This is a genomic window from Aerococcus sp. HMSC23C02 (assembly GCF_001806805.1).
GTDB classification, from domain to species: Bacteria; Bacillota; Bacilli; order Lactobacillales; family Aerococcaceae; genus Aerococcus; species Aerococcus sanguinicola.
The window spans coordinates 373,785-386,446 of record NZ_KV786060.1 but is presented as its reverse complement, the minus strand read 5'-3'; the positions used below and the strand labels follow the sequence as shown (position 1 = coordinate 386,446).

General features: G+C 44.0%; 11 protein-coding genes and 1 CRISPR repeat array. Of the genes, 10 read left to right on the top strand and 1 reads right to left on the bottom strand.

Annotated elements, in window-relative coordinates; all coding sequences use genetic code 11:
* Positions 1 to 727 precede the first annotated feature (727 nt).
* The 10 genes from HMPREF3090_RS08485 (at position 728) to HMPREF3090_RS08440 (ending at position 12,028) form a co-directional block, all read left to right on the top strand.
* A complete protein-coding gene (locus HMPREF3090_RS08485) occupies positions 728 to 919 on the top strand; it encodes a helix-turn-helix transcriptional regulator (protein WP_070486457.1) in 192 nt (63 codons plus the stop codon).
* Between the two features lie 119 nt (positions 920 to 1,038).
* A complete protein-coding gene (locus tag HMPREF3090_RS08480; protein ID WP_067974540.1) occupies positions 1,039 to 3,819 on the top strand; it encodes a CRISPR-associated helicase/endonuclease Cas3 in 2,781 nt (926 codons plus the stop codon).
* 1 nt (position 3,820) lies between these two features.
* The gene (locus HMPREF3090_RS08475; protein ID WP_067974549.1) at positions 3,821 to 5,500 is read left to right on the top strand and encodes a type I-E CRISPR-associated protein Cse1/CasA; all 1,680 of its coding nucleotides are present in this window, start codon (positions 3,821 to 3,823) and stop codon (positions 5,498 to 5,500) included.
* Between the two features lies 1 nt (position 5,501).
* Complete coding sequence (gene casB, locus HMPREF3090_RS08470) at positions 5,502 to 6,137, top strand: type I-E CRISPR-associated protein Cse2/CasB (protein WP_067974550.1); 636 nt, start codon at positions 5,502 to 5,504, stop codon at positions 6,135 to 6,137.
* On the top strand, positions 6,130 to 7,215 hold the full coding sequence (gene cas7e / locus HMPREF3090_RS08465) for a type I-E CRISPR-associated protein Cas7/Cse4/CasC (RefSeq protein WP_067974552.1): 1,086 nt from the start codon (positions 6,130 to 6,132) through the stop codon (positions 7,213 to 7,215). Before casB ends, cas7e begins: the two co-directional genes overlap by 8 nt.
* A 1-nt stretch (position 7,216) precedes the next feature.
* Positions 7,217 to 7,924 (top strand): type I-E CRISPR-associated protein Cas5/CasD, encoded by a 708-nt coding sequence (gene cas5e / locus HMPREF3090_RS08460; RefSeq protein WP_070486455.1) that lies wholly within the window; start codon positions 7,217 to 7,219, stop codon positions 7,922 to 7,924.
* Position 7,925: 1 nt separating this feature from the next.
* The gene (gene cas6e, locus HMPREF3090_RS08455) at positions 7,926 to 8,567 is read left to right on the top strand and encodes a type I-E CRISPR-associated protein Cas6/Cse3/CasE (protein ID WP_067974558.1); all 642 of its coding nucleotides are present in this window, start codon (positions 7,926 to 7,928) and stop codon (positions 8,565 to 8,567) included.
* Positions 8,568 to 8,569: 2 nt separating this feature from the next.
* Positions 8,570 to 9,514 carry a type I-E CRISPR-associated endonuclease Cas1e gene (cas1e, locus tag HMPREF3090_RS08450; protein WP_067974563.1) on the top strand — a complete coding sequence of 315 codons (945 nt, stop codon included), beginning with the start codon at positions 8,570 to 8,572 and terminating at the stop codon, positions 9,512 to 9,514.
* Positions 9,514 to 10,410: a type I-E CRISPR-associated endoribonuclease Cas2e gene (cas2e, locus tag HMPREF3090_RS08445; RefSeq protein ID WP_067974566.1), complete on the top strand. Its 897-nt coding sequence runs from the start codon at positions 9,514 to 9,516 to the stop codon at positions 10,408 to 10,410. The genes cas1e and cas2e overlap by 1 nt, the downstream gene beginning before the upstream one ends.
* A 17-nt stretch (positions 10,411 to 10,427) precedes the next feature.
* Positions 10,428 to 11,614: a CRISPR direct-repeat array (repeat unit 28 nt; unit sequence CTTCTTCCCGCATATGCGGGGGTGATCC).
* Positions 11,615 to 11,692: 78 nt separating this feature from the next.
* Positions 11,693 to 12,028, top strand: a complete 336-nt coding sequence (locus tag HMPREF3090_RS08440) for a helix-turn-helix transcriptional regulator (RefSeq protein WP_067974572.1) — start codon at positions 11,693 to 11,695, stop codon at positions 12,026 to 12,028.
* A gap of 301 nt (positions 12,029 to 12,329) precedes the next feature.
* On the opposite strand, the gene HMPREF3090_RS08435 is transcribed toward HMPREF3090_RS08440, so the two are convergent.
* Positions 12,330 to 12,662 (bottom strand): hypothetical protein, encoded by a 333-nt coding sequence (locus HMPREF3090_RS08435; protein WP_067974576.1) that lies wholly within the window; start codon positions 12,660 to 12,662, stop codon positions 12,330 to 12,332.

Here is a 12,662-nt window from a genome sequence, read left to right as displayed (position 1 = left end):
AAAATAGAAAAAAGAGAAATGATAAAAATAGTACTTGCAATACTCAATATCATTCCTCTACTCATAGAAATATTCCAGTCGCTGACAATTAACTAGAATAATCTAGGGAAGTTGATCTTCCTTCACCTTTATTATATGGAAAAGGGAGAATAAGCTCAAGAGAAAACTTTTCCTGGATAAGCAGAGTACATAAAAGAAAGAATATGCTCGTTAAGGCTTCAAAAAGATAAAATAAAAAAGGAAGTTCAAATTTCAACAAGGATTAAAAAGCTTCTTTAGTACCATGGGGAGCCTCTATCTCCTCTGGTGCATATATTTAACAGAATATAGGAGGTAGACTAGATATGTCAACGCTAACATTAGTTTAATTAATTTTATTTGTAGTCGTGGTTATCTTCACTGTCGGGAGTACTGCTTATGACTCATGGAAAGATAAACAAGATGAACATAAATAAGCTAACCGGGGTAATTATAAACTTCTAAATTCTCACACTCTTTCTCTTCATCCCTTGTGAGCAGGCAGCTTCCAATAAAGGTTCGGTAAGGTGCTATTCTAGTTTTTTCTCACGCAAGTAGGTGTGAGTTTTCGGTTTATCGAGCGGATAAATTTTGGAATGATTTTGTAATTGTGACCCTCAATATCTTTAGGTTGAAAAATAAATTTGTACTTGTTATAGTATTTATGTAAGGTAGAATTAAATAGATTATGTATCAGAGGGGGGGTGTTATGATGCGAATAGGTGAAATGTTAAGAAAGGGTCGTTTGAATATGGGTTTGACTCAACAAGAAGTAGCTGACAAAATTGGCGTTCAAGTTGGAAGTATTGCTAACTGGGAACAAGGACGTTGCTATCCTTCAGCTAACTTTTTCTTGTCATTAGTTTCACTCTACAAAATTGAATTTGAAGATTTTAAATGAGATAATAGGGCTAACTTCTGCCTGTGTAAGCAGGTGTGATCCTTAAATGGATTAGGTAATATCTTTTCTTCCTGCGTTAGCAGGGGTTAGCTTGATTTTTAAGAGAGGAGAGGGTAAGGATTCAAACAACAGTCAACCCAGTTTTTTGGGCCAAGAAGAAAGAAGAGAATGGACGCTATCTATGGCTACCGCTCAGCCAGCACGCTCTGGATACGGCTCAAGTGTCGGGTTTGCTTTGGGAGCATTGGCTGAGTGATGGTCAGCGTCAGCTCTTAACGGATTCATTGAGCATTCAGGAGGAGAAAGTCGCTAAGCAAATGGCGGCCTTTTTGGGTGCATGTCATGATCTTGGGAAGATTTCAAGCTGCTTCCAGGCCAAAAAAGGCTTCAGTAATTCGCCTGATTTAGACCGGCAATTGATCGAACAGTTAGAATTTGAAGGCTTTGAGGGCTTAGGCGATAAACTCTTTAGAGATGTTGGACGGACGCCTCATGCAACGGTCGGTCAAGTTATCCTAGAACGTTTAGGTGTTAATCGTGGGATTGCCTCAATTATTGGCGGCCACCATGGCAAACCTGTTTCGGAGAAGACAACATTAAAACGTCAATCGGGATATGCTGAAAATTATTATCAGATGCCTAATCCCAACCATCCCGTTTCTAAACTTTGGCAGTCTGAGCAAGAGAAGTTTGTAGACTGGGCCTTAGCTTTTTCAGGATTTGATAGCGTGGAGGCACTACCTAAAATTAGTAAAAATGGGCAAGTGATTTATTCGGGGTTGTTAATCATGGCTGATTGGATCGCCAGTAATGAGCATTATTTCCCCTTAATCGACTTCAATGATCCAGTGACTATCGACCAAGAGAAAAGGATTCGTTCTGGCTTTGGCCGATGGTTTAAAACAAGGCCTATACATTTTCAGGAAATTTCCTCCATTGATGGAATCTACGATGACCGTTTTGGTGATCCGGATAGTGAGCACAGTTTTGTGCCGAGAGATTTTCAGCGAAAATTTACGGAATTGTTGATGGCTGTGGAAGACCCGGGCATCTTTATTTTAGAAGCCCCCATGGGTTTAGGAAAAACAGAAGCAGCTCTTATTGGGGCAGAAGTCTTGGCCAACCGTCAAGGGCGGAGTGGGATCTTCTTTGGGCTACCTACCCAAGCTACTTCAGATGGTATTTTCCCCCGGATATCGCACTGGCTATCTCGGGTGAGCGATGATTATATGGAAGATAGTTCGCTCCAACTCGTCCATGGCAAGGCGGCGCTTAATCCAGATTATGCCTCTTTAGCGTCTAATATTAATATTGATGGTGAAAGCGGTTTAGGAACGGTGACAGTCAATCAGTGGTTTAAGGGACGGAAAACATCCAACCTTGATGATTTCGTAGTGGGAACAGTGGACCAATTTCTCTTGAATGCTCTGAAACAAAAGCATCTGGCCTTGCGCCACCTCGGCTTTAGTAAAAAGGTTGTCGTGATTGATGAAGTACATGCCTGCGATGCCTATATGAATGTCTACCTCAATCAAGCGCTGACCCTAATGGGGGCGTACGGCGTTCCGGTTATTATCCTATCCGCAACCCTGCCTGCTGCTAGCCGTAACGAGATGGTCAAATCCTATCTCCAAGAGAGAGGAGATGCCAGTGAGAAGATTATATGGCCAGAAGACGGCCTACTAGAAGATGCTTATCCCCTAGTGACTTATTCAGATGGGAAAAGGATTAAGCAATTCGCCAATTTTGCGCCGCAGGAAAACCATCCCGTTGAAATCAAGCCGCTTGAAGAAGACCAATTATTTGATCAATTAGATGACTGGCTCAGTGGTGAAGGGGTGGTGGGCGTTGTAGTCAATACGGTGAAAAAGGCCCAAGACCTGGCTCAGAAGTGCGCAGCACGCTACGGGGATGATCTAGTCGATGTTTTGCACGCTTCTTTCATTGCGACCGAACGCAAACAAAAAGAGCGCCAACTCCTTAAAGAAATTGGTAAGGGGGCAGACCGACCCGCCAAGAAGATCATTATAGGCACCCAGGTGATTGAACAATCTCTAGATATTGATTTCGATGTGATGGTCAGTGATCTGGCCCCGATGGATCTGCTTATTCAACGGATGGGACGGCTCCACCGTCATGCCATCCAACGTCCTGCCCAACACCAAGAAGCGCGTTTCTATGTTATGGGTTTGTCAGATACTTTGGAATTCGATGAGGGATCCGAAAGTATCTATGGGAAAAATCTATTGATTCGGACCCAAGCTTTTCTACCGGAAGTTTTAAATATACCTGGGGACATCTCGCCCTTGGTGCAGAAGGTTTACGGTGATGCGCCCCTTGACTTAGCGGATGAGTTAAGACCGATTCTTGAAGAGGCTGAGCAGGATGAAGTAAAACATAAAAAGAAAAAAGAAAAAAAGGCAAAACACTATCTTCTCAAAGATAGATCAAAAAAACGTGCTAAGAGAAGAAAAGAAGAATCTTTGGTCGGTTGGTTGAATAACGCCAGTCCAAACCAGACGGAAGCGGGGGGCTATGCTCAGGTCCGCGACAGTGATGAGAGTATCGAAATTATCCTGCTAAAAGAGTTAGGAGAAGGTTATAGTTTTTTGGGTGAAAGTCGTGATATCTCAGAAGAGATTAGTGATTCTGACTTAGCAAAAAGGCTGGCCCAAGAGACCATCAAGCTGCCAGGCGTCTTGAGTAGGTCTTATAATATCGACAATACTATTCGATTCTTGGAAGATTATACACTCCAACATTTTAAAGACTGGCAAGATTCAGCTTGGTTAAAAGGCCAATTAGGTATTTTATTGGACGATGACAATAGCTTTATTTTGGATGGTTACCGCTTAACATACAGTCAAAAAATTGGTTTAATGAGAGAGAAGGAGGAATAGCATGGGGCACTTTAATTTGATTGATGAGCCTTGGATCAAAGTCTTAGATCTAGATGACCAGAACCAAGAAGTGTCATTAAAAGAAATCTTTCAGAATGCCCATCTCTACCAACGCCTAGCTGGAGAGACAGAAACACAAAACTTTGCGGTTTTGAGAATTCTTTTGGCCATCTTACAGACGACCTTTGATCGTTTTGATCTTGAAGGCGAACTCAGACCTCACTATCAGGATAATTGGAATATTGAAGATGATTGGGAAGTTCTGATAGATAATTTAGAAGATGATTGGGAAGAACTTTGGGAGGAACAGTTTCTTCCGAAGAGTCTATTTAACTATCTAGACCACTGGCATGACCGCTTCTACCTTTTTGATGACCGCTATCCTTTTATGCAAGTGACTGCGGAGGAGATTTCTGAAGATAAGATTAGTAAGAAGAAGGCTTCTAGTCTGTCGGGGAAAAATATTAACCGCTTGATTTCAGAAAGTGGGAATAAGGTAGCTCTTTTCTCACCCAAGTATGCGGCTAAAAAGAATAAAGAGATCCTCAGTGAAAGTGAAGTTGCTCGGTGGTTGATTACTTTGCAGGGCTATATCGGCCTTTCCGACAAGGTAATCTTTGGGCAAGAGAAATACAAGGCTTCCAAGGGTTGGCTCTTCGATATTGGCGGTATTTATCTAGAGGGAGATAATTTATTAGAAACTCTACTCTTAAACTGCCTGGCTGTGCATCCATATGATGAATTTTTGGGTAAAAAACAAAGACCAGCTTGGGAGTTATCTCCTGCTGAAAACGTTGAAGGCTATTTTACTCGCCTCGATCCAGACAACCTAGCTGAACTTTACACCCTGTGGTCTCGGGCTATCTATATCGACCCAGAAACGGACCTCAGCCAGCCTTTCGAATGTCAGGTGGTGAAACTGCCAGATCTTAGACACACGAATCAATTCCTCGAGCCAATGACTCTTTGGCGTCACAACGATTCAGGGGAGAACAAGGGATACTTTACCCCGCGCAAGCATCGGCCGGGACAGGCTATCTGGCGGTCCTTCGGTTTACTGGCTCTACCAGATTCGGATGCTGAAGACGAGAAGCAGCGGCAACCTGGAATTATCCAGTGGTTAAATAAACAAGACGAAATCATTGGCGAAAAAGTTATTAGCTTGCGCGCAGTAAGTATGGAGGATGACGGCAATGCTACTTCCTGGGTCCCGGTGAATGAAATTTGTGACCGTTTGGATATCCGCTCCTTTGCCCTGATCGATGTCGATGAGAGCCAATGGATGCCACGGATCAATGACACTGTGGATAAGACGAAGAAGATGATTGAAATTCACTTCCAATATTTTCTTAAAGATATTAATCAAATTCGAAATATTAAGCGTGACGATCCTAAGTATTATGGCTTCATTAACCAAAATATCGAAGAAGTCTACTTTCGAATCGATCGGCCCTTCAGAGACTGGCTACTTTCCTTAGAGATGTATGAATCTATGAATGAAAAAATCAAAGTTTGGGAGGATTGCCTCTATGATTTGATTAACCAGCAAGTCAATCAAATTATAGACAAGGCCGGGCCACGCGACTATACAGGAATCATTCAAGATAAAGAAGTAATGAATATTGCAACTGTCCACAATAAATTTTCTCGAATCTTGTGGAAAGCATTGAAGGAGGTATGACATGGCAGAAAGAATAGGGCTGTCGCAAGTGACTGAGTACCTCTTACACCAGCTCAGTCATAGTCTAGATAAGCCAGCAACCAAGGCAAGATTGGCTAACCTAAGGCACTCAATCGGGAGGGAGTTGAGTCAAAGCGTTGAAATCTGGCCTTTCCTTTTTGAAAATCTACCGGATGATTATCTGGGGCAGAGCGCAACTTTAACCGACCAGGAAGAAGCTATCCTACTTACCCTCCAGCTCTACGCCCTCTACCAACAAGGGAAGGACCAGGCAGTTTGGACGGAGGAAGTTGATCGACGTAAGAATTTCGGCCATTCGCTAGCTTATCTCAGACGAAATGAAGAAAATAAGGTGGCTACTGACCGGCGTTTTAACGCCATGATAACAGCGACAACTTATGAGGAATTTAAATACCACTTACGTCAAATGCTGCAACTGCTCAAGTCCAAGACGAAAGCAGAAGTGCCAGTTAATTTTGGCGGCCTAAGCCGAGATATTTATAACATCAAAGCAGACCGCTATGATTTTAAACATGATCGGCCTTATATCGAAGGCCTGCGCTTAAGCTGGTCTAAAGCCTACTATAGCTATCAAAGTAAAGAAGCGGACAAAGAAAAGGAGACTGACAATGACTAAACCACGTTTGTTTTTAGATATCCATGCCATCCAAACCCTACCTCCATCCAATATCAACCGGGATGATACGGGGAGTCCGAAGACCGCAAGATATGGTGGGGTACAACGGGCTCGGGTGAGTTCACAAGCTTGGAAGAAAGCTATGCGGGACTACTTTAAAGAATTTGGCGCCCTCGATAATGTTGGGGTGAGAAGTTTAGAAATTGTGCGTTATCTTGCTCATAAGATTCAAAAATTATCAGCAGACATGGCTTTAGAAGAGGCGATGGAACTAGCGGATAAAACCATTAATGCAGCTGGCGTAAAAACTAAAGACCAACGCGCTAAGGCCCTCTTCTTCCTTGGCGATCTCCAAGCAGAAAAATTAGCCCAAGCTGCACTTGATGGAGTCACAGACAAAAAACAATTGAAGGCTATCTTAAAAGATAATCCAGCCATTGATATTGCTCTATTTGGGCGGATGGTAGCCGATGATCCTTCCCTTAATGAAGATGCTTCCTCCCAGATTGCTCATGCCATTTCGACCCATGCGGTACAGACGGAATTTGACTTCTATACTGCCGTTGATGATTTTGGCAAAGAAGATAATGCGGGCGCTGGTATGTTAGGGACTATCGAGTTTAACTCGTCCACTTTATATCGCTATGCGGATGTAGCTGTCCATGAATTCCTTCAGCAATTAGACGGTGACCAAGAAACCCTTAAACGAAGCCTAAATTTATTCCTTAAGGCCTTCCTTAACTCTCTCCCTACTGGTAAAGTAAATACTTTTGCTAACCAGACTATTCCTCAAGCTGTTCTTGTTTCCTTGCGGTCCGACCGACCACTGAGTCTAGTGTCGGCTTTCGAGTCGCCGGTTCGCGCAGAAGACGGCTTTGTGAAACCTTCCATCGACCGTTTGCTAGCTGAAGTAAATAAGGCAGAAAAATTATTAGATCCCGCGATCGCAACGTTCTATCTTAATTTAGACGGGGATGAGCGTGATCTAGACCGTGTACAGACAGTGGATTCTCTAAGTCAACTTCAGGAAGCCGTGGATCAGCAAGTATCCGAGCAATTAGATCAAGCAGGTGAGTAAGTTGAAATCAATCGTTTTGAAGTTTGCTGGCCCCTTACAATCCTGGGGAACGCAGTCTCATTTCGAAAGCCGCCATACGGATTTGTATCCTTCGAAATCAGGGGTGGTCGGTTTATTAGCTGCTAGCCTAGGTTACCGGCGTGACCAAACCGAAGATATCCAAGCCCTCAATCAACTCGATTTTGCGGTCCGTGTTGACCAAGAAGGTGGGCTGAGGCACGATTATCAAACAGCTCATAAGTACAAGGCAAATGGTCAGCCAGATCGAACTTATGTGACTAATCGCTATTACCTAGAGGATGCGGTTTTCCTAGTCGCCTTGTCCCATACGGATGAAGAATTTATGGCAAAGATTGCCCAAGCCTTAAAGCAACCTTATTTCCAGCCTTATATGGGGCGTCGGTCTTTACCTCTTCCCTTAGATTTTATTATTGCGGAAACGGATCTGGGAGCAGTGGAGACTCTACAAAGCTTAGACTGGCAGGCTGCTCCCTGGTACCAAAGGCAGCACAGCCGGATTTTGGATGCTTATGCCGATGCAGGTTTAATAGAGGACGCTAAACGAGAACAATGGCGAAAAGATTTGGTGGTATCCTTCGACCAAAAAAATCGCCATTTTCAAACCCGGCGGGAGCTTAAGTTTCAAATCGAGCTTCCCAGCTTGATCCAGGAAACAGAACATGATGCTTTTGGCGAGTTAGGAGGTTAAGATGTATCTTTCACGTGTACAGATCGATAGTCACAACCGTCAAAAAATTAAGGATTTGACCCATGCGGGGGCCTACCACAATTGGGTAGAGCGGAGCTTTCCCGAAGAGTTCAACTCAGGCGAAAGAAGTCGAAAGCTTTGGCGCTTAGACCGCTTGCAGGGTAAAGATTATTTGTTGATTGTGAGTGAAGAGGAGCCAGACAAGGGACAATTAGAACGCTATGGCCTTCCAGGTAGTGCTGAAACTAAGTCTTATGATAATTTTCTAGGACAGATTGAAGACGGCATGCGTTTAGCTTTCCGTGTGACTTTAAATCCGGTAGTTTCTAAGAGTTCAGGCGAAAAAGGTGTACGTGGGCGCGTGATGCCCCATGTGACAGAAGAGCACCAACGCCAATTCTTGCTTGATCGAGCAGAAAAAAATGGTTTTATTTTAGAAGCTGAGGATTTTAAAATCGTGGAGAGTAAACGTGCCCTTGTCAAAAAATCTGGACAGCGGAACTTGCGCCTCATTCAAGTGACCTATGAGGGTGTATTGACGGTGGCGGATAAGGACCGCTTTATTAAGACCTTAACACAGGGCTTCGGCAAGAAAAAAGCTTACGGTTTTGGCCTGATGACAGTTATTCCATTGAGGGATTAAAGATGGATAAAAAATTTGGAGCTAAAAAGACTGAACTCCAAGAATTGCCTCGGATTGGGGACCGCGTCAGTTTTATTTATATTGAGCACGCAAAAATTAACCGCATCGATAGTGCCATTACGGTAAGGGATAAGCGGGGCGTTGTTAGGATACCCTGTGCGATGATTGGCGTTCTTCTCCTAGGGCCGGGGACCGATGTGAGTCACCGGGCGGTTGAACTGATAGGTGATACCGGAACTTCTATGGTCTGGGTGGGTGAACGGGGTGTCCGCTTCTATGCAGGGGGACGGCCTCTTGCCCATTCTACGCGTCTGCTCGAACGGCAAGCTAAGTATGTATCCAATCGCCGCTTGCGGCTAGCAGTTGCTCGTAAGATGTATGAAATGCGTTTCGATAATGAGGATGTATCCAAGTTAACTATGCAACAATTACGTGGCCGTGAAGGTGCCAGGGTTCGGCGGACCTATCGTTACTATGCCGATAAGTATGACGTTCCTTGGGACAAGCGCCAGTACAAGCCAGACGATTTCTTGGCTAGCGATGTGGTCAACCAAGCCTTATCAGCGGCTAATGTTTCGCTTTACGGTTTGGTCCACAGCATCACGGTGGCTTTAGGACTATCCCCAGGGCTTGGCTTTGTCCATACTGGGCATGATAAAGCTTTCGTTTATGATATTGCTGACCTTTACAAAGCAGAATATACGATTCCCTTGGCTTTCCAGATTGCCAGTGAATATACAGCTGAGGATGATATCGGTCGCTTGACGCGGTTAAGACTCCGAGATAATTTGGTTGATGGCAAATTAATGAAGCGCATTGTAAAAGATATCCAAGTCCTGTTAGATATCTCTGAAGAAGAGGAGATTATTGCAGAAAACTTTGGCCTCTGGGATGATAAAGAAGAATTAGTCAGCTATGGGGTTAGTTACGATGAGGAGGGAGATTGATGCCTTTCACCGTAATCACCCTCTCAAAGACTCCAGCTTCTCTAAAGGGAGACTTGACTAAATGGATGCAGGAAATTTCAACAGGAGTCTATGTGGGCAACTTTAATCGACGGATTCGCGAAAAATTATGGGAAAGAGTGAAAGAAAACGTAGGCAATGGAGAAGCAACGATTTCCTATGCGGCCCAAAATGAAATTGGCTATCGTTTTGAATCCTATAATACCTCGCGTCAGATGATCGAACTAGAAGGTATTCCGCTTGTCTTGCTCCCTCAGGCCGAGGACAAGGGAGCTTATATTAAACAAAGAGGCTTTAGTAATGCCAGTAAGTTTCGCAAAGCAAGGAAATTCTCACGACCAAACTCTATCAATGTTCCTAGCTACATTATTCTCGATATCGAGACAACAGGATTAGATCCTAAAAAAGATCAAATGATCGAAATAGGCGCTTTAAAGATAGATGGGTCAGAAGAGAACATCTTTCATTCTCTGATCGCTAATAAGAAAATCCCTGAGCAAATTCAAAAACTAACAGGGATTAGCCAGAAAGACATAGATGAAGACGGTAAAGATGAATCGCAAGTACTTGCAAAGCTTCTCGAATTTATCGAAGGTCAGGTTATTGTCGGTTACAATATCAATTTTGATATTAGTTTTATTAATGAGCAATTGAAAAAGATGGGACAGGAGAATTTATCTAATCCAATTCTTGATTTAAAGACTATTGTCAAAAAGGAGAAGATGTTTCTAAAAAATTTTCAATTGCAAACAGTTTTAGCGAGTTACGGGATCAATAAAAAAGTCCCCCACCGAGCCTTGGAGGATGTTAGATTAATGGCTGAGCTCATTTCTAAAGTGAATAAATTTCCAGTTTACTTAAAAAAGAAAGCCCGGTAATACAGGGATCCTTTAGTCTTCTTCCCGCATATGCGGGGGTGATCCTCAGCGTGTTTTCTGGGTACTTGATAGGGGTTCCTTCTTCCCGCATATGCGGGGGTGATCCTCACGGCCTAGGGACGCGCTATCCCCTTGTGCACTTCTTCCCGCATATGCGGGGGTGATCCTGACAACACGGGGAGCTACCTCCGCCAGGGGGACTTCTTCCCGCATATGCGGGGGTGATCCTCTTTTCGTTTCCGATGTTTATCTTTAAGGCACCTTCTTCCCGCATATGCGGGGGTGATCCTACTTACTACTATTGTTACTAACTGGAAGCATACTTCTTCCCGCATATGCGGGGGTGATCCCACAAAGTCTTCATCAGCAAATAGATCATACCCCTTCTTCCCGCATATGCGGGGGTGATCCCTAGACCGGGCGACTTCAAACATGCTTTACATGCTTCTTCCCGCATATGCGGGGGTGATCCCTTCAGGGAAGCTTGTCATCTCATTTAATGACTCTTCTTCCCGCATATGCGGGGGTGATCCTACTGGGGCAGTCATTAAACAGGGCGACACCACCTTTTTCCCGCATATGCGGGGGTGATCCCTACGGCCTCAATATCAACTGGGGCGGGTCCTGCTTCTTCCCGCATATGCGGGGGTGATCCAAGTTCCTGATGACTTGAATGAATATGTGTTAGCTTCTTCCCGCATACGCGGGGGTGATCCTCTAATTGAAATGTGATAAAGCTCCCGACCAGTCTTCTTCCCGCACATGCGGGGGTGATCCTCCCGAACATCTGCGAAGCGGTCGCCTCGTAGACTTCTTCCCGCACATGCGGGGGTGATCCCGCCCTCCAGTCGTGGTGGATAAGTACGCCAATCTTCTTCCCGCACATGCGGGGGTGATCCCGGAGAATTAGGCCTGATGCACCTAAAGAAGTTCTTCTTCCCGCACATGCGGGGGTGATCCCAACTACTTTGGCATGAAGGCTAGCCCCAGTTGCTTCTTCCCGCACATGCGGGGGTGATCCTGACGGCCACTATAGCTATGATATTGCGATTTTCTTCTTCCCGCACATGCGGGGGTGATCCCTCGTCCTCCTTAATTGCTCGATTGGCAACTACCTTCTTCCCGCACATGCGGGGGTGATCCTATATAAGCATAAAGTTCATAAAACGTGAACTTCTTCTTCCCGCATATGCGGGGGGTGATCCTATTAGCGTTTACCCTCTAAATATTGCAAATTGTAATATATAATTAAGAAAAGAAGTGAATAAAGGGAGGTATAAATATGTTTCCTGAGATTTTGAAGAGCTACAGAAAATCAAGAGGCTTGACTCAGAAAGAATTGGCGAATAGGCTACACGTTTCTCAACCTACTATCGGGAGTTGGGAAGTTGGCAGGACGGAGCCTAACCAAGAAATGCAGAAGAAAATAGCCGATTTTTTCGGCATTTCTGTAAATACCCTATTGGGAGTAGATGATAACGATTCGGTTGACTTGAAAGTGTTACTTAAAAATTCAAGCATGACATACGGCGGAAAAGAAATAAGCGATCACGACTTAAAAGTCTTGGAAGGCATAGTGGAATCGCTGCTTGGCGGTGATGAAGGTGGGGATAGATAGCTTAATTTCAGATTTAATCGCTAAATATAATACAAACGATCCTTTTGAGATAGCAGAAAATGAAGGAATACTCTTCTCCTTCTTCCCGCACATGCGGGGGTGATCCTAGAAATAATTTGCAAAAGTTATAATAGATAAACTTCTTCCCGCACATGCGGGTGTAATTTCGGTAGCCAGCCTTGCAATGACCACTTCTTTCCGCATAAGCGGGACCTATAAACTTAAAGCAAGGCAAAAGAAAAAAGCCAGAAAGAATATTTCTTCCTGGCTTATGTTCATTATAGGCTAGCTTATAGCTTATTTAAGGCATCTTGCTTTCTAGATCGGAAATTCGTTGCTCGAGCGATGAGATTTCTTCATGCATACTTGAGATTTCCTCGGTCATTTCATCAATGGTATTAGGGGGAATCTCTTCTTGGCGTGGATTGTTTTCGATAACCAGCCAAGCAATAAAGAAGATGGCAGTCACCGCAAGAATGACATAAATCCAATTGAGTTTGGGTGAGCCGTGGTCTAATTGCTCGAGGGCTTCGTCGACGGTCAGATTCTCCAAACGTTTCCGCTCGCGTTCACTGAGGTTTTCCAAATCCTTTAAGCGATAATATAATTTTTGGCGTTTCGCTTTTTTAGTCAT

Coding starts and splice junctions, on each gene's coding strand:
- HMPREF3090_RS08485 (WP_070486457.1), top strand. CDS start 728: ATGATGCGAATAGGTGAAATGTTAAGAAAGGGTCGTTTGAATATGGGT.
- HMPREF3090_RS08475 (WP_067974549.1), top strand. CDS start 3,821: ATGGGGCACTTTAATTTGATTGATGAGCCTTGGATCAAAGTCTTAGAT.
- casB (WP_067974550.1), top strand. CDS start 5,502: ATGGCAGAAAGAATAGGGCTGTCGCAAGTGACTGAGTACCTCTTACAC.
- cas7e (WP_067974552.1), top strand. CDS start 6,130: ATGACTAAACCACGTTTGTTTTTAGATATCCATGCCATCCAAACCCTA.
- cas6e (WP_067974558.1), top strand. CDS start 7,926: ATGTATCTTTCACGTGTACAGATCGATAGTCACAACCGTCAAAAAATT.
- cas1e (WP_067974563.1), top strand. CDS start 8,570: ATGGATAAAAAATTTGGAGCTAAAAAGACTGAACTCCAAGAATTGCCT.
- cas2e (WP_067974566.1), top strand. CDS start 9,514: ATGCCTTTCACCGTAATCACCCTCTCAAAGACTCCAGCTTCTCTAAAG.
- HMPREF3090_RS08440 (WP_067974572.1), top strand. CDS start 11,693: ATGTTTCCTGAGATTTTGAAGAGCTACAGAAAATCAAGAGGCTTGACT.
- HMPREF3090_RS08435 (WP_067974576.1), bottom strand. CDS start 12,662: ATGACTAAAAAAGCGAAACGCCAAAAATTATATTATCGCTTAAAGGAT.